16 protein-coding genes are annotated in these 20,837 nt (G+C 42.1%); 8 read left to right on the forward strand and 8 right to left on the reverse strand.

The features are described 5' to 3' along the window. Positions 1 to 166: 166 nt before the first annotated feature. The 7 genes from dnaK (at position 167) to CDW55_RS11075 (ending at position 8,933) form a co-directional block, all read left to right on the forward strand. Positions 167 to 2,065: a molecular chaperone DnaK gene (dnaK, locus tag CDW55_RS11045; protein WP_088469823.1), complete on the forward strand. Its 1,899-nt coding sequence runs from the start codon at positions 167 to 169 to the stop codon at positions 2,063 to 2,065. Between the two features lie 176 nt (positions 2,066 to 2,241). Beyond that, positions 2,242 to 3,234, forward strand: coding sequence for a hypothetical protein (locus CDW55_RS11050; RefSeq protein ID WP_088469824.1), 993 nt, complete (start codon positions 2,242 to 2,244; stop codon positions 3,232 to 3,234). 80 nt (positions 3,235 to 3,314) lie between these two features. After that, complete coding sequence (locus CDW55_RS11055) at positions 3,315 to 4,331, forward strand: nucleoid-associated protein (RefSeq protein ID WP_088469825.1); 1,017 nt, start codon at positions 3,315 to 3,317, stop codon at positions 4,329 to 4,331. A gap of 56 nt (positions 4,332 to 4,387) precedes the next feature. Next, complete coding sequence (locus tag CDW55_RS11060) at positions 4,388 to 6,577, forward strand: ATP-binding protein (protein WP_088469826.1); 2,190 nt, start codon at positions 4,388 to 4,390, stop codon at positions 6,575 to 6,577. Then, the gene (locus CDW55_RS11065; RefSeq protein WP_088469827.1) at positions 6,577 to 7,131 is read left to right on the forward strand and encodes a biliverdin-producing heme oxygenase; all 555 of its coding nucleotides are present in this window, start codon (positions 6,577 to 6,579) and stop codon (positions 7,129 to 7,131) included. The genes CDW55_RS11060 and CDW55_RS11065 overlap by 1 nt, the downstream gene beginning before the upstream one ends. Positions 7,132 to 7,180: 49 nt before the next feature. Beyond that, positions 7,181 to 8,197 (forward strand): hypothetical protein, encoded by a 1,017-nt coding sequence (locus CDW55_RS11070; protein WP_088469828.1) that lies wholly within the window; start codon positions 7,181 to 7,183, stop codon positions 8,195 to 8,197. A 1-nt stretch (position 8,198) separates the two neighbouring features. Then, positions 8,199 to 8,933 (forward strand): DNA-formamidopyrimidine glycosylase family protein, encoded by a 735-nt coding sequence (locus CDW55_RS11075; RefSeq protein WP_088469829.1) that lies wholly within the window; start codon positions 8,199 to 8,201, stop codon positions 8,931 to 8,933. A 141-nt stretch (positions 8,934 to 9,074) separates the two neighbouring features. Here CDW55_RS11075 and cysK read toward each other — a convergent pair whose 3' ends face one another. Together cysK and epsC are read right to left on the reverse strand one after the other, a co-directional pair. Continuing rightward, entirely contained in the window at positions 9,075 to 10,007 is a 933-nt protein-coding gene (cysK, locus tag CDW55_RS11080; RefSeq protein WP_088469830.1) for a cysteine synthase A, read from the reverse strand. A gap of 273 nt (positions 10,008 to 10,280) precedes the next feature. Further along, positions 10,281 to 11,096, reverse strand: a complete 816-nt coding sequence (epsC, locus tag CDW55_RS11090) for a serine O-acetyltransferase EpsC (RefSeq protein ID WP_088469832.1) — start codon at positions 11,094 to 11,096, stop codon at positions 10,281 to 10,283. 404 nt (positions 11,097 to 11,500) lie between these two features. Between epsC and CDW55_RS11095 the strand changes: the two genes are divergently transcribed. After that, a complete protein-coding gene (locus CDW55_RS11095; RefSeq protein WP_088469833.1) occupies positions 11,501 to 12,427 on the forward strand; it encodes a malate dehydrogenase in 927 nt (308 codons plus the stop codon). A 708-nt stretch (positions 12,428 to 13,135) separates the two neighbouring features. On the opposite strand, the gene ilvA is transcribed toward CDW55_RS11095, so the two are convergent. The 6 genes from ilvA to CDW55_RS11130 are packed head-to-tail and all read right to left on the reverse strand — an operon-like array spanning position 13,136 to position 20,296. After that, entirely contained in the window at positions 13,136 to 14,380 is a 1,245-nt protein-coding gene (gene ilvA, locus CDW55_RS11105; protein WP_088469835.1) for a threonine ammonia-lyase IlvA, read from the reverse strand. Beyond that, positions 14,377 to 15,423, reverse strand: a complete 1,047-nt coding sequence (ilvC, locus tag CDW55_RS11110) for a ketol-acid reductoisomerase (protein ID WP_088469836.1) — start codon at positions 15,421 to 15,423, stop codon at positions 14,377 to 14,379. Before ilvC ends, ilvA begins: the two co-directional genes overlap by 4 nt. Before the next feature lie 15 nt (positions 15,424 to 15,438). Continuing rightward, a complete protein-coding gene (gene ilvN / locus CDW55_RS11115; protein WP_088469871.1) occupies positions 15,439 to 15,969 on the reverse strand; it encodes an acetolactate synthase small subunit in 531 nt (176 codons plus the stop codon). A gap of 18 nt (positions 15,970 to 15,987) precedes the next feature. Beyond that, complete coding sequence (gene ilvB / locus CDW55_RS11120; protein ID WP_088469837.1) at positions 15,988 to 17,724, reverse strand: biosynthetic-type acetolactate synthase large subunit; 1,737 nt, start codon at positions 17,722 to 17,724, stop codon at positions 15,988 to 15,990. Between the two features lie 5 nt (positions 17,725 to 17,729). Continuing rightward, entirely contained in the window at positions 17,730 to 19,406 is a 1,677-nt protein-coding gene (gene ilvD, locus CDW55_RS11125; RefSeq protein WP_088469838.1) for a dihydroxy-acid dehydratase, read from the reverse strand. Beyond that, entirely contained in the window at positions 19,403 to 20,296 is an 894-nt protein-coding gene (locus CDW55_RS11130; protein WP_088469839.1) for a branched-chain amino acid transaminase, read from the reverse strand. The genes ilvD and CDW55_RS11130 overlap by 4 nt, the downstream gene beginning before the upstream one ends. Positions 20,297 to 20,837: the final 541 nt, after the last annotated feature.

Below are 20,837 nucleotides of genomic sequence, written 5' to 3' on the forward strand. Positions count from 1 at the left end.
AGATGAGATTAACTGTTATATTAACCGCTGAGCTTTGCTGCTTTAATTGTCAGCTGATGACTACCAATTTTTATGAAATAAATGTCAATTTGTCACACTTTTTTCCTTGGTACAAAATTGGAGAAAACCACTGCAAATAAAATTTAAAAACAAAAATATACATACTATGAGTAAAATAATTGGAATCGATTTAGGAACAACCAACTCTTGTGTTGCTGTTATGGAGGGTAAAGACCCTGTTGTAATTCCTAATGCTGAAGGTAAAAGAACCACGCCTTCAATTGTTGCCTTCACCGAAGATGGTGAAAGAAAAGTAGGAGATCCTGCAAAAAGACAAGCAGTAACCAACCCTACCAAAACCGTATATTCGATCAAAAGATTTATCGGTACCCACTTTAAAGATGATGCTAAAGAAGTTTCTAGAGTTCCTTACCAAGTGGTAAGCGGACCAAATGATACTGTAAAAGTAAAAATCGACGACAGAGAATATACCCCACAAGAAATTTCTGCAATGATTCTTCAGAAAATGAAGAAAACTGCGGAAGATTATTTGGGACAGGAAGTAACCAGAGCGGTTATCACCGTTCCTGCATACTTTAACGATGCGCAAAGACAGGCTACTAAAGAAGCTGGTGAAATCGCTGGTTTAACCGTTGAAAGAATTATCAATGAGCCTACCGCTGCAGCTTTAGCTTATGGTTTAGATAAAAATCATAAAGACCAAAAAATCGCAGTTTACGATTTAGGTGGTGGTACTTTCGACGTTTCTATCCTTGATCTTGGTGACGGAGTTTTCGAAGTATTATCAACCAATGGAGATACCCATCTTGGTGGTGATGATTTTGATGATGTAATCATCAACTGGATGGCAGATGAATTTAAAGCTGAAGAAGGGGTAGATTTAAAATCTGACGCAATTGCGTTGCAGAGGTTGAAGGAAGCTGCGGAAAAAGCAAAAATCGAGTTGTCATCTTCAACCCAAACAGAAATCAACCTTCCGTATATTACTGCTACCGCTACAGGACCAAAACACTTGGTGAAAACCTTAACAAAAGCGAAGTTCGAGCAATTGTCAGCAGATTTGGTTAGAAGATCAATGGAGCCTTGCAAAAAAGCTTTGGCCGATGCAGGTCTTACCATTTCAGATATCGATGAGGTAATCTTGGTAGGAGGTTCTACAAGAATCCCGATTATCCAAGAGGAAGTTGAGAAATTCTTCGGTAAAAAACCTTCAAAAGGAGTAAACCCGGATGAGGTTGTAGCAATTGGTGCAGCAATCCAAGGTGGAGTTTTAACTGGAGATGTGAAAGATGTTCTTTTATTAGACGTTACTCCACTTTCTTTGGGTATTGAAACCATGGGTTCTGTTTTCACTAAACTAATTGAAGCCAACACTACCATCCCAACTAAAAAATCTGAAGTATTCTCTACCGCGTCTGACAATCAGCCGGCTGTAAGCATCAGAGTAGGACAGGGAGAAAGACCAATGTTCAACGATAACAAAGAAATCGGAAGATTTGATTTAACAGATATTCCACCAGCGCCAAGAGGAGTTCCACAAATCGAGGTGACTTTCGATATCGATGCGAACGGAATTCTTTCTGTTTCAGCTAAAGATAAAGGAACAGGAAAAGAGCAGTCTATTAAAATTCAGGCAAGTTCAGGACTTTCTGACGATGAAATCCAAAGAATGAAGCGTGAAGCAGAAGAAAACTCTGCAGCAGATGCTAAGAAAAAAGAAGAAGTTGAAGTATTCAATAAAGCTGACGGATTGATTTTCCAAACCGAAAAACAATTGAAAGAATTTGGCGATAAATTGTCTGCGGACAAGAAAACAGCCATCGAAACTGCAGTTGCTGAATTGAAAACCGCTTTCGAAGCTAAAGATTTAGATTCTGTAAAAACCAAAACTGAAGCTCTAGACGCTGCTTGGATGGCCGCTTCCGAAGAAATGTACGCAGCAGGCCAGCAAGGGCAGCCAGGTGCAGATCCTTCTCAGGGAAATGCCGGAGCTAATTCTGGTGCAGATGATGTTCAGGATGCAGACTTCGAAGAAGTTAAATAATCACAAATAACAAAATACGTTATGGCGAGCCACCAAAGGCGGCCAAGCAATCCTTTGATGATAATAATAATCCCCGGGTCATAGATTCGGGGATTTTATGTCCATTATTGCATGATGAACCTGATTCAAATAGCAAACGTCAAAAATTATTCATTATTTTTATAAAAATTTAAAGAATGACCTGGTTTGAAAAACTGATGGGCTTTGAGGAGGTTTCTCCTGAAAATGTACGGACGCATATTGAAATTGAAGGGGAGAAGCTGATCTCTAAAGCGAACGGAAAATCTTACCGCTTTGGCACACTGGAGCTTCCTTCTCTCAGGGATTTACAGCGTAAAATCAATCTCCGAGATTTTAAAGGAAAAATTTCCCTGTCGGAAACAGTTGGAAATGTCGGCATGTTGCATTGTGCTCCTGAAAATAACGGAGCGGTTTTTCAGGCTGCATCTCAGTTTAACCTTTTGGAAATGGTTCATCCCACTGTTACTCCCGAAAAGGGCGTTGGTATTTACGAAAATGATGCCACCCAGGGCCCTGCATGCGCCATTGCCTGTGGCGCTGGAACAGTGTACAGAAATTATTTTGTGCCGCTGAACGGACAGGTTGGCCAGACGGAATACCACCAGATTAATTGCCTTTCCCTGTTTGAAGATTTTTTCAACAACGAAAAATTCAGGCTATGGAGCATGAGAAACGGTTACTGTTATCCCACCGCGCAGGGTTTGGAAAGAATTAATGCCCACATTACCGCAATGGATGAGGATGAAAGAGAAATCCTAAAAGGTAAACTGAAAGTGGGAATACAGTGGAATGCCGAAGTAACTACAGCCAATAAGGATCAGATTGTCAGTCAGGTATACTGTTCTGCGCTTCCCATCGGATATGTATCCGGATTCCCGGAACAGCAGTGGGAAAGCTTCGCAAAAATTATTTTAGAAGCCACTTATGAAGCCACCTTTTATGCCGCACTAATCAATTTAGAGAACGGTGGTTCTAACAGGCTTTTGCTTACACTCGTAGGCGGGGGTGTTTTCGGAAACAAGACCGAATGGATTCTGGATGCCATCAAAAAATCAGTTCAGAAGTTTAAAAACACAGATTTGGACGTACAAATCGTGAGTTATGGTCAGTCAAATGAAATGGTGAGGAAAATGATTGCTACTGTTTAAAAAAGCCTCACACAAAACCGTAAAAAGTTTGCAGCCGCAGTCTTTAAAATTATCTTTGCAATCTCATTTAAAACTTAAAAATGCTCTCAAAAATTATCGTTCATAAAGTAGGAAACAGAATCAATCAGGAATCACTAATTCTTTCGCAGGAGGAGCTTCAGCTTGAAGATGAAATGAAGGAGCTGCTGGAAGATTTCTTTCTGAAAGCCTTTAAATCCGAAGAACAATTTAGTTTCTATAGCGATACCTATCTGGTCAATAATCCGGTGTACAGCTCGGTTTCTGAAATTTTCGACGACAGAGACAAATTTGTTTACGAAGCTGAAAATATTGCGCAGCATCTTTACGAAGTGGCCGAAAATCCGCGTGTGCAGAGTGGCGAACTCTTCATCGTTTATTTTGAAGGCGAAGAAAATGCCGACGGAAACAAAATTGATTCAATCGGGATTTTCAAAACCGAAAATAAAAATCCTTTCCTGAAAATTTTCCCTCAGAATGAAGCTTTTGAAATTGAAAAAGATTACGGCATCGGGCTTTCCAAACTCGATAAAGGCGCGCTGATCTACAACAGCAGTAAAGAAACAGGCTATGCCGTTTCGGTGGTAGATAACAACAAAAATGGTGATATGTACTACTGGTTCGAGGATTTCTTGAAAGTAAAACAGCGCGATGATGAATATTTCCAGACCCAGGAAACCCTTACGGTGTATAAAGAATACATCACCAAACAGCTGCCTCAGGAATTTGAAACCACCAAAGCCGATCAGGCAGATTTTCTGAATAAATCGATCACTTTTTTCAAGGAAAAGGAGACTTTCGATTACGATGAATTTACCAGAGAAGTGCTGGAAGATCCCAATGTGATTGAAAGTTTCGGAAATTTCAAATCCGATTACGAACAGGAAATGCAGGTTTCCATCTCGGAAGATTTTGCGATTAGCGAAGCGGCCGTTAAAAAACAGAGCCGGGGCTTCAAAAGCGTCATAAAGCTCGATAAGAACTTTCATATCTATGTTCACGGCGACCGCAAGATGATTGAGACGGGCCAGGATGAAAAAGGCAAATATTACCGACTTTATTTCGAAGAAGAAAAGTAAATTATTATGTTAAATAAAAGTAGTATATTTGTTTATTACTTTCATTATTTCTGCCTATGAATTTTGTGGATTGCCACGAGGAAAAAATACATATTTCGGGTCATATCCAGGATTTTGGATACCTTATCGGGCTGGATGCTGATTCGCAAACAGTGAAATTTTTCTCACAGAATATTTCAGAGCTTTTTCCTATGGATAAAGGCTCTTTTGGTAAAAAAATAAGTGACAATCCCCAGGCCTTCCGCGCTTTGCTGGATTCGGTTGTTGTTACCAACCTTGATTTTAAAACCATGAGAGAAACAGATGTTTTTCTCGACAGAATAGAAATTAAAGGAAAACTTTTTCACTTAACCATTTACAGGTATTTAGAAAATGTATTTTTGGAGTTCGAGCAGATTATTGAACACTTTAATCAAAAAAACTTTGTCACCAAAAAATACGAAAATATTCATAATGCAACCGATTCCAAAGATATCTGGAATGAGTTGCTCAATTCGGTATACGAAGCGGTAGAATACGACAGAATCATGCTGTACCGTTTTCTGGAAGACGGCAGCGGCAAAGTAATTGCCGAAAAAGTAAAAAGCAAGGTCGAAAGTTTCCTCCACCTGCATTATCCTGAAAATGATATCCCAAGACAGGCAAGGGCACTGTATCTTAAAAAGCGCAAACGTATTTTCAGCAATGTGTACTCCGAACCGGTTCCCATCATCAGCAGTACAGATGCGGCGGTGGATTTAACCTATTCCTCCGTGAGGGCAATGTCGCCGGTTCATGGGCAGTACCTTAAAAATACCGGTGTAGCCTCCAGTTTCAGTACTTCCATTGTCGTCAATAATAAACTGTGGGGAATGGTGACCTGCCAGAATATTGAACCCAAACATATCGATTTGGTCAACCGCATCCGTGCCGAAGTTTTTACCGTAATCGCGGCAAACGCCTACACCTCCTATAAATCGAAACAGCTGCTTGCCGACAGTATAGAGCTCGACCGTAAAATTGTAGCCCTGAAGGCAAAACTCATGGCTTATGATAACCTTGAGAATTCCCTCTTCAGTAACGTTGCGGAAATGCAGGAATATCCGGAAGCCGATGGGCTGGCGATTATTGTAGGTCATCATATCAGAACTTCAGGGCAGGTACCTTCCGATGAAAACATCCTCAAAATAGTACAGTACGCAAGAGAAAATCCCCTGAAGAATTTTTACGCCACCAATCATTTCAGTAATTCCCAGCAGGGAAATCTGGGTAGGATAGAGAATGCAGCAGGCGTGATGTTCGGGTTTACCGACGACAAGCGGAATGAGCTGCTCATCTGGTTCCGCAAAGAAATCGACGGGCAGATCCTGTGGGCAGGCAATCCGGCGAAAAAAACCGAAGCCAGAATCGTTGACGGTGAGGAACTGATTGTAATTTCCCCGCGGAAATCTTTTGAAACCTATATCGAAGAAATCAAAGGAAAAGCACAGCCCTGGAAAAACAAAGATATTTTCGCCGCTAAAAAAGTGGTGGCAACCATTCTGGAAACAACCTACACCCAGTTCAGAAGGGTGCAGGAATTAAATGAAGAACTCCGCAATCTTAATGAGGAACTCGACAGTTTTTCATACACCATTTCCCATGATTTGGGCACGCCTTTAACCGTGATTAAACTCAATGCCCAGCTCCTCGAGAAATCCCATCACGATAATCCTGAAGTCCGCAAAAGAATCGCCAGTATTTTAAAGGAAATCCTGGGTATGGAAAACATGATGCGTGACGTACTGAGCCTTAGCCGTGCTAAATCATCCGAAATCACAGTTCAGGAGCTGTCTGCAACCGCTATTGTCAATAAAGTCTCTTGCGATATGAAGCTAACACTTAACCAAAATGCCGAAATTATCGTGGGCGACCTGCCTAATGTAATGGGAGACGAAACCATGCTTACCCAGGTATTCCTGAACATCATTGGCAATGCCGTGAAATATTCTTCCAAAAGTGAGAATCCAAAAGTGGAAATCAATGGGAAAGTGGAAGGCGACTATGTAATTTACACAGTAAAAGATAACGGAATCGGAATTCCCGAATCAGCACAGGCCCATATGTTCAAGATCTTCAACCGGATGGACAATGCCAAATCCTTTGAAGGGAATGGCGTAGGTCTTTCCATTGCATATCGAATTATGAAACGTCTGGGCGGGAATATTACCTATGAAAGTAAAGAAAATGAAGGAACGACCTTTATTTTGACCTTTAAAAAACCTTAATGATTTCTGAAATTTTAAAAGCAAATACCAAAATCCTGCACGACCGTGTGGAGGCACATTTCAATTCCCAAAGGATTTTCGACGGTCGTTTTTCAGTCGTTGATTACAGAAATCTCATCCGCTACAATTACCTTTTCCTTCTGCAGTTTGAAGATGCGGTTTTTTCTGCGGTAACTCCTAAGAATGCACAGCAACTCGATCTTGAAAAAAGAAGAAAACTGGCTTCGATTAAAAAGGATATGGATGTGCTGAATATTGAAGAATCAGCAACCCTTACGCCTGTGGAAATAAAAAATGAAGCCGAAGCGTTCGGGATTTTATACGTGATGGAAGGTTCCACTTTAGGTGGAAATGTCATCGCAAAACAGCTTTCAAAGCATCCGGATTTTCAAGATTTGTCTTTCAGTTATTTTCGGTGTTATGGCGAAAATACTGGTTCTTACTGGAAGAATTTTAAACAGGTTTTAGATCAGGAGATCACGGTTGAAAGGCATCAGGACTGTATTTCCGGGGCAGAAAAAGCTTATCAGTTCCTGCTGAGCCTTTCGGTGTAAATTCGTGGTTTCATATTTGATGTTCCTCTGTATAGAAAAATCTATCAAGATGTGCCTTACCTATTCGCCAAAATATGATCACCTTACCGCCGAAGAAGAAAAGCTCCTGAATGAGGATGTTGAACTCATCGAAAAAGCCGTCTCGGTTTCCCATAAACTCAATGAAAAGAGAATTTCTACCCGTAATGCTCATGCCAAATCTTTTGGTTTTGTGCGCGGAGATTTTATTCCCGTCGTCAATGAGGCGGCTGATTTTTCTGAATTTTTAAAGGGCCACAATTTAGGCGTCATTATCCGTTATTCGCATCCGAATGCCTTTGTTTCAGAAGGCAGCGGCGAATATCCGCTGTATGGATGTGCCGTTAAAATCTACAATAAAAACATTCCCGTAAGCGCCAAATTTCCTTTGGTAAATCTTCCGGTTTTTGTGACAAATTCGGTTTCGAAGTTTTTAAAACTTCACATCAAAGCCAACCGGTTTATAATTTCGCGGGGAACGCCGTTTTCTCTTTCATTTTTAAAGATTCCGGGACTTATCAGAGCCGGGCTGAGTCTCTTTTTTGATAAAGAAATCCTGCCCATCCTCAACAACGTCATGAAGGTGCTGGATATTGAAAAACAGTGGATTTCCTCGTACGATTTTCATTCTGTTGGCTGTTTCCGGCTCGGAGAACGAATGGTGAAAATCCGTCTCAAACCGTCACAAAATAAGAAAGTTCAGAAAGGCGAAGACATTGACCAGGCAAAAACCCTAAGGAACTATTTTCTGAATAATGAACTTTTACTCGATTTTCAGGTTCAGCTGGCGGTTGATGAAAAGAAAACGCCGGTAAATAATCTGCTGAAAGATTGGAAGGAAAAACATTCGGAGTTCATTACGGTAGGGGAAATTAGATTACCGAAACAGAATATTTCAGATTACGAAACCATCAGTTACGAAAACCTCTCATTCAATCCTTTTGAAAACCCGGAAGAATTGCAGCCGGTAGGACGAATGCAGAAAATCCGTCAGAAAATCTATAACCAGTCTGTCGCCACCCGGCAGTTTTTAAACCAACAGAAATAACATGCCAGAAGGACCTTCCATCTTACATTTAAAAAACAGACTCCAGCGTTTCAAAGGAAAAACCGTTTCTGAAGCTTCCGGCTACAGCGAAATGGATAAATCTGCCATCGACCACATTAAAATTTTTGACATTGATGCCTACGGGAAAAATCTGCTTTTCGTGTTTAAGGATTTCTTTGTTGGTGTGCATCTTGGGCTTTTCGGAAGCATGCTTGTGAATAAAAGAAAAAAGGTGAATGCCAGCTTTTCGCTTCATTTTCCTCATTCGGAAATTAATTTTTATGTCGCCCATCCCAAATTGTACGAGGGAAAACCAACCGATTATTTTAATTTTAAAACCGATATTTTAAAAGAGGAGTTCGACGGAGAGTTCGTCCTGAGCACACTTCAGCAACATTATGCCGACCAGATGATCGGTGATGCGCTGCTGGACCAGGAGCTGTTTACCGGCGTTGGTAACATCATCAGGATTGAAGCGCTTTACCGTGCGAAAATTCATCCCGACAGTCCCGTGAAAAACATCCCTGAGAAAAAATTGGTATACCTGATCGAAACGGTGGTGAATTACGCCTACGAATTTCTCGATCTGCTGAAAACAGATCAGGTAAAAGAAAAAACGCTGATCTATGGAAAAAAGTCCTGTCCGAAAGACAAAACAGAGCTCATTATTGATGAGATGGGAAAAGTAAAACGCAAGACTTACGTTTGCCCCAAATGCCAAAAAATATATTCATAAAAAAATCCTGCAATGCCGCAGGATTTTAATTTTACTATGGGAAATTTTCTTTCTCGCAGATTGAGCAGATCTCACTGATTTAAACTTTTGAATATGATCATATTGAAAAAAATCAGGAATCTGCGGGAAATTTAGCGTCCGTTAAGATTCGAAAACATTTTCTCCGAAAAGCCCTTCTGTAGACCAGTAACGTTCTCCGGTATCATAATTGAAGGTGAGGATTTTCGAACCGTCGGGAATTTCCGAAAGTTTTCTGTTGATGGCGGCGAGCGATGCCCCGGTGGAGATTCCTGCAAGTATTCCTTCCTCACGTGCGAGTCTTCTGCTGAATTCATAGGCTTCTTCTTTTTCCACCTGAATAGAGCCGTCCAGAAGACCGGTATTTAAAACTCCGGGAATAAATCCGGCACCAATGCCCTGCAGCGGGTGTGGTCCCGGCTTTCCACCTGAAATTACAGGTGAGTCATGTGGTTCTACGGCAAAGCTTTTCAGGTTGGGGAATTTATGCTTCAACACTCGGGTAACACCGGTGATATGTCCGCCTGTTCCCACGCCGGTGATGAGGTAATCGAAACCTTCGGGAAAATCGGCAAGGATTTCCTGGGCGGTAGTTTTTTGGTGAATATCGGGATTTGCTTCGTTTTCAAACTGCTGCGGAATCCAGACATTGTCGAGTTCCTCTGCCATTTCTTGCGCTTTTTTTACGGCACCCGACGTTCCCAATTCTTTTTGGGTAAGCACAAACTGTGCGCCGTACGCCGACATCAGTTTGCGGCGCTCCACACTCATGCTTTCTGGCATCACCAGCACGAGTTTGTAGCCTTTCACGGCACAAACCATCGCCAATCCTACGCCCGTATTGCCCGAAGTAGGCTCTACAATCAGTGTGTCTTTGTTGATTTTGCCTTCCCGTTCAGCTTTTTCAATCATCGAGAGGGCAATTCTGTCCTTAATGCTGCCACCTGGATTCTGTTTTTCGAGTTTCATCCATACTTCTACGTTCTTATCGAAAAGTTTATTGATTCTTACCGTGGGAGTATTCCCGATGGCTTCCAAAACATTGTTCAGTTTCATATATTCTGTTTTTAAGTTATTTCAATTGCCGGCAGATTTTGCCTTTAAATTTCAATGCACTTCAGTGTGCCCCCTTGTGAAATCTTTGTGAACACTGTGGTAAAAAAACAATACCTACCACAAAATTTAATCTTATTTGTTCAAAAGACCCCAAAAGGTTATGATTAATCTCTGTGTCCTCTAAATAGAACGCTGTGTTCTCTGTGGTAAACTTTGCATCTCCTCTTAGTTCTTCAAAAACCGTCCCATCATCGATCACCCATCACCCTATATTTAAATAACAAAATTTATCGGTTCATTCACCGGCAGTTTATTTTTCACCGTCACCAATCCCCTGTGAAATACGACAGAGTTCGGCGCGACACTTTCAGTAATCCATACGTTACCACCGATGAGTGCGTGTGCTCCGATTACGGTTTCACCACCCAAAATGGTGGCGTTGGCATATATTACCACGTTATCTTCAATGGTCGGGTGCCGTTTTTCATTGGCCAAGTCTTTAGTCACCGATAGCGCGCCCAACGTGACGCCCTGGTAAAGTTTCACATTCTTTCCGATCACCGTTGTTTCTCCGATCACAATTCCGGTTCCGTGGTCGATGAAGAAATTTTTGCCGATTTCTGCTCCGGGATGAATATCGATTCCGGTTTTGCTGTGCGCAAATTCGGTCCAGATTCGGGGAATCAGCGGAACATTATTTTTAAAAAGTTCGTGCGAAAAACGGTACACCGCAATGGCAAAAAAACCGGGATAGGAGAACATAACCTCTTCCATATTCTTTGCGGCCGGATCGTTTTCGCAGATATACCGTGCATCGTCTTCGAGCGTGCGGTAGATTTTAGGAAATTTCGCGAAAAAAACATCGCTTTCTACGGCTTCCTGGCCTTTCATGACACTCGAAAGAATTTCTTTGAATTCAGTCTTAAAACCTTCAAGACGCTCTTCAATCTGTGGGATTTCCGAACAGCGATGGTATTCGAGGAAAAAGATAAACCGGAAAAACCGGTCGATAAAATCTTCGGTCTTCCTTTTGTCGATATCAAATTTTCTGTTGCGGTATCCCTGGTGAAGATGTTCTGTAAAACTCATAATGATTTTTCGGAAAGTTTACACAAAGGTATGCAAGAATTTATCCAAAAATAATTGATTCATGGTAAGAAAAACTGAATAGAGCGATTCATAAAAAAGATGACCGGCAACAGTCTGCTCTGTCGGAAGTCATCAGATTCCGCTTACTCCGGCACGTAACAGAAAACGTTCTGTAAGAGATCGTGATTAGAATATTGGGGGATGATGATTTTTGACAAAACTTTACACGCTCATTTTTGTCTGCAACTTCAATATTTTGTAAATTTGACTTCAGAAAAGAAACTTTTAAAAATTAAATGATATGCAGCCGTAAGGATCCATATCACCATTAAAAAACAATAAATAAAAAGATATGGAAACCGCAAGGTTCCATATCACCATTAAAAACAAATAAATAAGTAGATATGAAAGTTACCGTTGTAGGTGCAGGAGCAGTGGGCGCAAGCTGCGCAGAATACATTGCGATGAAAAATTTTGCAGCCGAAGTAGTTTTGGTTGATATTAAAGAAGGTTTTGCCGAAGGAAAGGCAATGGATCTGATGCAGACCGCGTCACTGAATGGTTTTGATACCAAAATTACCGGTACCACCGGCGATTACAGCAAAACTGCAGGCTCGAAAGTAGCCGTAATCACCTCCGGAATCCCAAGAAAACCGGGTATGACCAGAGAAGAACTCATCGGAATCAACGCAGGAATCGTAAAAGAAGTGACTGCCAATCTGGTAAAACATTCTCCGGATGTTATCATTATCGTCGTTTCCAACCCAATGGATACCATGGCGTATCTGGTTCACAAAACTTCAGGACTTCCGAAAAACAAAATTATCGGAATGGGTGGAGCCCTGGATTCAGCACGTTTCAAATACAGACTGGCAGAAGCTCTGGAATGCCCGATTTCAGATGTTGACGGGATGGTGATCGCGGCGCACAGCGACACTGGAATGCTACCGCTGATGAGCAAAGCAACAAGAAACGGCGTTCCTGTAACTGAATTCCTGGATGCTGAAAAACAGGCTTATGTGGAAGAGGAAACCAAAGTAGGAGGAGCGACATTAACCAAACTGTTAGGAACCTCTGCATGGTATGCACCGGGAGCGGCGGTTTCCGTAATGGTACAGTCGATCCTTTGCGACCACAAAAAAATGATTCCATGTTCCCTGATGCTCGACGGAGAGTACGGGCAAAGCGATATCTGTTTAGGCGTTCCGGCGATTATCGGTGCTAACGGTGTTGAAAAAATCGTGGAAATCGCGCTTACAGACGCTGAAAAAGAAAAATTCGAAACAGCTGCCAAGGCGGTAAGAGAAGTAAACGGAGATCTGAAATTCTAATCCTACTTTTCATATATAGTTAAAACCTTCCGTTTTTGGGAAGGTTTTTTCTTTTTTTATACTGAAAACAGCCTGAAAACGTAAGGACAAAAAATATTTTCGTACGTATGAAAAAAAAATTCATTAGTATGAAACAAAAATTCCGTAGTAATGAAATTAAAAAATGTACGAAGGGAATTAAAAATCCTCCAAAACCGACTCGAAATGTCCCAAGCACAAAAATTTCAGCATAAAAATTGGGAAAATCACGCCCTAAAACTTCCCAAAAGAGTCTTTTTTAACCGAAATTCTTTGGTTTTCAGACAGATTTGGCGTCAAAAAAGCCAATATTTTCTATATCTTAACTTAAATTTTGCACTTCCGGTACATACAAGAGAGTCACTCCTTCAGATGTAAAAAGTACTGTTATATAGCGTTTTCAGGATGTTCTATAATATTTGTAGTTAGTTGAGGACAGGTCACAAATTGGTCATCTCTATAGATGCTTCATGGATGCTTCATGGATACTTCATGGATAGTTCATGAGTAGTTCATAGATAGCTTTTTCATGGATATTTCACAAATGAAGTATGAGTCGAAGATTTAAAAAATTAATAAAAAATTCCCCCAATGCAGAGAGCACTTCCAAGAAAAATGACTTTGAAAAGCAACCCGCACTTGACCGGTAAGATTTGCCCAACTGCCCGGACGATCTCTTCACTTCAAACGCTACAAAATTAAATGGGTAAACAGCTCCTTCTGTTCATTCAGGTGCTGATAGCTGATCTTTTTGTTTTTCATTTTTTCCTCCAGGGTACCTAAATCTGAATGGGATTTCAGTTCAATTCCCACCACTGCAGGCCCGTCTTCCCGGTTATTCTTTTTGGTGAACTGGAAATAAGTAATATCATCATGTGCTCCCAGTATATCATTTACAAATTCTCTTAACGCACCAGGCCGTTGCGGAAATTTAATGATAAAGTAATGTTTTAAACCTTCAAACATCAGAGATCGCTCTTTTATTTCTTCCATTCTTGTGATGTCGTTGTTGCTGCCACTCACAATACACACCACATTTTTACCTTCGAGCTGCGTTCTGTACAGATCCAGCGCAGCAATGCTTAACGCTCCCGCAGGTTCTACAACAATGGCTTCTTCGTTATACAGACGCAGAATCGTAGAGCAGACTTTCCCTTCCGGAACCGCGATGACTTCATCTAAAAGGTTCTGACAGATTTCAAATGTTTTATCACCGACTCTTTTTACGGCAGCTCCGTCTACAAATTTATCGATATCGGTTAATGCCGTGTTTTTACCATTTTCCAGTGATGTTTTCATTGATGCAGCACCTTCCGGTTCCACCCCTATGAGTTTGGTTTCCGGACTTAACTGTTTAAAGACCGTCGCCACTCCCGCAGCCAGGCCACCACCACCCACCGGAAAAAATAGAAAATCAATAGGCTCTTTGGTGTCTTCCAGAATTTCCAAACCTACCGTTCCCTGTCCGGAAATGACGGATTCATCGTCAAACGGATGAACGAAAACTGCATTTTTTGTCTGACTGTATTGAAGTGCTTCATTGTAGGCATCATCAAAAGTATCGCCTTTCAGTACCACCTCGATATGTTCTTTGCCGAAGAGCTTTACCTGTTTTATTTTTTGTGCCGGCGTGGTAACAGGCATATAGATAACCGCGTTTATATTCAGTTTTCTACACGCGAAAGCAACACCCTGGGCGTGATTTCCGGCACTTGCACATACCACCCCGGATTTTGCGTCGTTTTCACTAAGGCTGCTTATTTTATGATAGGCACCGCGTAGTTTATAGGAGCGTACCGGCTGTAAATCTTCCCGTTTTAAGTAAACCTGAGCGGCAAACCGCTCGCTCAGGTTTTCGTTTTTCATAAGAGGCGTATGAACCGACACTCCTTTAAGGTTTTCGGCCGCTGCTCTTATATTTTCTAAACTGATCATGTGGTTTGAGGTCTTAATTTTCGGACTTGCATGCCGGTTTGCCAAAGTTCGCTTTGATGGATCTCTTGGAGTTCTTCGTTGAGTTTTTCTCTGTAATCCGGCTTGCTGTTGGCTTCGATCACAATTGCGGCTTCTTTTCCGGACAGCACATGGTCATATAATTCATTAAAGACAGGAGTGGTGGCTTCTCTGAATCTTCCTTTCCAGTCCAGTGCTCCGCGTTGTGCGGTCGTACTGCAATTGGCAAACATCCAGTCCATTCCGTTTTCCGCCACCAAAGGCATCAGACTTTGGGTAAGCTCTTCCACGGTTTCATTGAAGGCTTCACTTGGCGAATGTCCGCGTTCGCGGAGCACTTGGTACTGGGCCTCAAAAACACCTGCGATCGCCCCCATCAGAACGCCCCGTTCGCCAGTCAGATCGCTGTATACTTCTTTTTGAAAAGTGGTTTCAAACAGATAACCCGAACCGATGGCAATGCCTAATGCCAGCGCTTTTTCTTCAGCTTTTCCGGTTGCATCCTGAAAAACGGCATAACTGGAGTTTAACCCTTGCCCTTTTAAAAATAAGGTTCTCAGCGATGTTCCCGAACCTTTCGGTGCCACTAGAAAAACATCAACCTCTTTAGGCGGCACGATGCCTGTTTTTTCGTGAAAAGTAACACCAAATCCGTGCGAAAAATACAGCGCTTTCCCTGGGGTCAAATGTTTTTTCATGGTTTCCCATGCCTGGATCTGCCCGGCATCCGACAGTAAATTCATAAGGAGCGTTCCTTTTTCGCATGCGGTTTCCACATCGAAAAGGGTTTCATCTTCCACCCACCCGTCTGCTAGCGCTTTCTCCCAACTCCTGGTTCCTTTTCTTTGCCCGACAATTACTTTTACTCCATTGTCTTTCAGATTCAGGGCCTGTCCCGGACCCTGCACTCCGTAACCGATGACCGCTACCGTTTCGTTTTTTAATATTTCTCTCGCTTTTTCAGGGGAAAACTCTTCCCGGGTTACGACATTTTCCGTCACGCCGCCAAAATTTAATTGTGCCATTAATTATTGATTTTTTTAATTCAGTTCTAATTCTTTTAAATAAGTGCTTAAGTCTTTCATCGGTTTGGTTACGGCCACCCGGCCGGAGCAGGCAAATTCCAGAATACCAAATGGTTTCAGTTTTTCAAATAATACCTGGTTTTCGGCTTTATGTCCTGTTTTTTCAATGATGATGAAATCGGGATCTACCGTAAGAATCTTCGCGCTGTTTTGCCGTACTACCTGCTCTACATCGTTTGACTTAAATCCGGTTGTTTTTATTTTATACAGCGCAATCTCCTGATGTACCACTTGCTCATCCGTGTGCACAAAGACTTTCAACACATCGATTAATTTGTCTGTCTGACCCACCACTTTATCAATTTTTTCTCTTGTAGTTCTCAGAACGATAGTGTAGCGGTGGACGTTTTTTACTTCAGTTTCCGAAGCCGTGATGCTGTCGATGTTTAAATGGCGTCTTGTAAAGATGATGGTAATACGGTTGAGCATGCCGATGGTGTTTTCCGTAAATATGAATACGGTAAAAGTTTGATCTGGGGTTTCCATTTTGTCCATTTTTTTAAATTATTGTAATCGGATTTCAGATACAGAGGCGCCGGTGGGCACCATCGGGAACACATTGTCTTCTCTGGCTACTTTCACCTCCAGCAGAAAGGCGTTTTCTGTGTTTAAAAGTCGGTCCAGTGCGTCGTTCAAATCTTCCTGTTTTTCTACTTTTTCTCCTCTGATGTTGTACGAAGCCGCGAGTGCAACAAAATCCGGACTTTGAATGTCGGTAAATGAATATCTTTTTTCAAAGAACATTTGCTGCCATTGCCTCACCATTCCTAAATAACCATTGTTTAAGATGATGATTTTCACGCCGGTACTGTTCTGCATAATGGTTCCCAGTTCCTGTAAAGTCATTTGGAAACCACCATCGCCAATGATGGCAACAACCTGCTTTTCAGGATTTGCCATTTTTGCTCCGATCGCTGCAGGAAGCGCAAATCCCATCGTACCCAATCCGCCGGAGGTAACATTGCTTTTGGTTTGATTGTATTGATAGAACTGCGCCGCCATCATTTGATGTTGCCCTACATCGGTGACGATCACTGCATTGCCGTTGGTTTTCCCGGAAAGTAAATCAATCACCAAATCCATTCTAAGCTCATCTGAAAATTCTTTTTTTCTGTTTTCAGACAATACATCCAGTTCATTTTGTTTTGCATGATGAAATTCATCCAGCCAATTCTGATGACTTTGTTGCTCGGCCAACTCAGTTAATATGGTCAGGGCATCTTTAGCGTCGGCTAAGACCCCGATATCTGCTTTGATGATTTTATTGATTTCGGCAGCATCAATGTCGATGTGGATCACTTTTGCCTGTTTTGCATATCGCGAAACATCACCCGTTACCCGGTCGTCGAAACGCATACCGACTGCCAGCAAGACATCGCATTCATTGGTTTTTACGTTCGGTGCGTAATTGCCGTGCATTCCTACCATTCCCACAAACAGAGGATGATGACCTGGAAACGCTCCTAAACCCAGTAGGGTAGAGGCGACCGGAATTCCCGTTTTTTCAGCAAATGTCAACAGTTCTTCTTCCGCATTGGCAAGCATAATTCCCTGTCCGATAATCATCAGAGGTTTTTTCGCTTTGTTCAATACCGCTGCCGCGGTCTGTACCTGTTCTAAATTTAGTTTTACTTCCGGTTGGTAACTTCTGACGGCGGAGCACTTTCTGTACAGAAAATCCACTGACTCAAACTGGGCATCTTTGGTAATATCCACCAGTACCGGACCGGGTCGCCCGGAACCTGCGATGTAAAAAGCTTTGGCTAGGACCGGAGCAATATCTTCTGCTTTCGTTACCTGGCAATTCCATTTTGTCACGGGCATTGAAATTCCCATGACATCTGTTTCCTGAAAAGCGTCGGTCCCCAAAAGATGCGAGGCCACCTGCCCCGTAATACAGACCAAAGGAGTGGAATCTATTAAAGCATCTGCCAATCCGGTGATTAAATTAGTGGCGCCCGGGCCGGAAGTGGCGAATACGACTCCTGTTTTTCCCGAAGTTCTGGCAAAACCCTGTGCTGCGTGAATCGCCCCCTGTTCGTGGCGGGTAAGGATGTGCTTCACTTCCTGCGCATGGTGAAAAAGTGCGTCGTAAACCGGCATAATAGCGCCGCCCGGGTACCCGAAAACAGTGTTTACCCCTTCTGCTTTCAAACTTTGTATCACCGCTTCAGAACCGTTCATTTTTTGTTTTTGCACAGATTTATTCTGGTCTTTTTTTGATAATATTGTTGTTTCCATTGTTTTTATTTATCGGTTACACAGCCAGTAGAAGCACTGGACACAGATTTTGCATATTTGTACAGCACGCCCCGTTTCACTTTGAGCGGTGGGGCTGTCCATTCTGATTTTCGGTGTTGCAGTTCCGCCTCACTTACCTTCAGATTAACCAGCCTGTTCTTCACATCAATGGTGATCACATCACCATTTTGAACCAAAGCAATGTTTCCTCCTTCAATAGCTTCCGGGCAAATGTGTCCGACCACAAATCCATGCGTTCCTCCTGAAAACCGCCCATCGGTAATGAGGGCCACATCATTTCCCAGACCGGCGCCCATCAAAGCTGAAGTTGGTTTCAGCATTTCCGGCATTCCGGGTCCGCCTTTTGGCCCACAGTAACGGATAACCACCACATCACCTTTCTGTATTTCACCGTTTTCGATGGCCGTATTGGTGCTTTGTTCATCGTCGAAAACTTTGGCTTTGCCTTCAAAAAAATCACCTTCTTTACCGCTGATTTTCGCAACACTTCCTTCGGTGGCAAGGTTCCCGTAAAGAATCTGTAAATGTCCGGTTGATTTTACAGGCTGATCCAGTGTTCTGAATACCTCTTGCCCTGGACTTAATCCCGGAATGTTTTCTAAGTTTTCAGCAATTGTTTTTCCGGTAACGGTTAAACAGTCACCATGAAGCAGGCCTTTTTCCAACAGGTATTTCATCACGGCAGGGGTGCCGCCTACCTGGTGCAGATCTTCCATCAGGTATTTTCCGCTGGGTTTTAAGTCGCCCAAAACCGGCAGTTTATCGCTCATTTTCTGAAAATCATCAATGCTTAATTCCAACCCAACCGAATCTGCCATTGCGATTAAATGCAGTACCGCATTGGTAGAACCGCCCAAAACCACTACCATGGTAAGGGCATTTTCAAATGCTTTTGGGGTCATAATATCTGATGGCTTAATGTCCTTTTCCAGCAACACACGGAGTGCTGCACCTGTCTCCAGACACTCCCTGTGTTTTACCTCATCTACCGCAGGATTAGACGAACTGTAAGGCAGGCTCATCCCCAAAGTTTCAATCGCGGAAGCAAGGGTGTTGGCCGTATACATTCCGCCACAGGCACCCGCCCCGGGACATGCGCAGCGGATGGTTCCGTTATAGTCTTCCTCCGAAATACTGTTGTTTATTTTTGCTCCCAAAGCTTCAAAAGCCGAGACAATATTCAGTTTTTTATCTTTATAATTTCCTGAGTGAATACTGCCTCCATACACCATCAGTCCCGGACGGTTCAAACGGCCCAAAGCGATGACAGAACCCGGCATGTTTTTGTCACAACCCACCACTGCCGCAACAGCATCATAATACTGTGCATTGACCACCGTTTCGATGGAATCAGCAATTACATCGCGGGAAACAAGGGAATAGCGCATCCCGTCGGTTCCATTGGCCATTCCGTCACTCACCCCGATGGTATGAAAGATCAGTCCAACCAAACCGGCTTCCTGAACTCCTTTTTTTACGGTTTTGGCTAAACCGTTCAAGTGCATATTGCACGTATTTCCTTCGTACCCCGTGCTTACAATTCCGACCTGCGCTTTTTCCATATCGGCATCTGTAAGCCCTATTCCGTAGAGCATAGCCTTGGAAGCTGGCTGTCCTGGATTTTGGGTGAAGGTTTTACTATATGTGTTGAGTGCTTTCATACCGTTTCTGTATTTAAGGTGTTTACGGTGTTTCTCACTTTTTGAGCATAGGCGGTCTGCAGTTGGTAGCCCAGGGATTTTTTCCACTCCAGAGGAAATTGATAATCATCTACTGATGCTATTCCCACCACTTCGGCAGCTGTTCCGCAGTAAAATGCGCTGTCGGCTTGTAATAAATCTTCTTTAGTAAAATTTCCTTGTTGTACCTCCAATCCTAATTGTTCGGCTAATTCCAAAACCGTAGATCTGGTGATTCCCGGAAGGATATTTCCCAATTGAGGCGTGAATAATTTTCCCTCTTTTTCAAAAAATAAATTCGCTCCCGGACCTTCAGCTAAAAAACCATCGCTATCCAACAGCAAGGCTTCATCAAAACCTTTATCTTTTGCTTCGGTAGTTGCCAAGATAGAATTGACATAATGACCGCAGATTTTTGCTTCGATATGGATGGATTTTGGATGCGGACGACAATAGGAAGAAACCGTTAAGCGCAATAATTTTTCACCTAAATAAGCTCCCCAATCCCACACAGCGATCATCAGCGAAACGCTCGTAGGTTTTGTCAAACTCATATTTGGGGCGCAATATACCAGCGGTCGGATGTAGGCATTCTTTAAATTGTTTTTTTCCAGCAATTCGTAGGTGGCTTCAACTAATTCTTGAACTGTATAATCCAAAGGAATTTTCACCAGTTCGCAGGATTTTTTTAAACGTTCGTAATGTTCTTCGGCTTTAAAAACCTTGGTTCCGTGTTCTGTTTCGTAAGAACGGATGCCTTCAAAAGCACCATAACCATAATGAAGGGTTTGACCATACAGATCGGTTGTAGATTCGGTGGCTTTTACAAATTTTCCGTCCAGATAAAGGACTGTTTCGTTGTTGAAATACATTGTTTTTTACTTTTTTATTGAGTTGATAATTGATTTTTAGGAATAAAAAAAAGCCTTTCCCGAAATGAGAAAGGCTTACAGTTTGGCATACAGCAGCATCTCTCACGGTGGCGAGTTGATAATAATGCTGATAATAATATTGTTGGTATATAAATTCATTTTCTTGTTTTAATTTCATAAAAAAAGCCTCCTGATTTCTCGGGAGGCTTTCAAATATATCTTTCGATTACATCAAAATTATTCCTCCCCGGAATGTGAAATCACACCCGAAATAATATTTGAAGAAATAATAATTGAATTGTACATTTTCTTTGTTTTGTGATGCAAACCTAACTCGTAATTTTTAAACCAGCAAATTTTTCAGCGTTTTTTTTAATTAAAATTTTCATTGCAATTAAAAATTATAAAAGACTATTTGATGAATTGATGAAGTAAAAACCTTGTAAATCTCTACTATTGAAGCATATTTCTTTTTTTAAGATTTAAAATTTATCCCCCGCGTCCGCACGAAATGAAATTCGACGAAGTCAATCCTTTCGTG

It is taken from the genome of Chryseobacterium sp. VAUSW3, from assembly GCF_002205795.1.
GTDB classification, from domain to species: Bacteria; Bacteroidota; Bacteroidia; order Flavobacteriales; family Weeksellaceae; genus Kaistella; species Kaistella yananensis.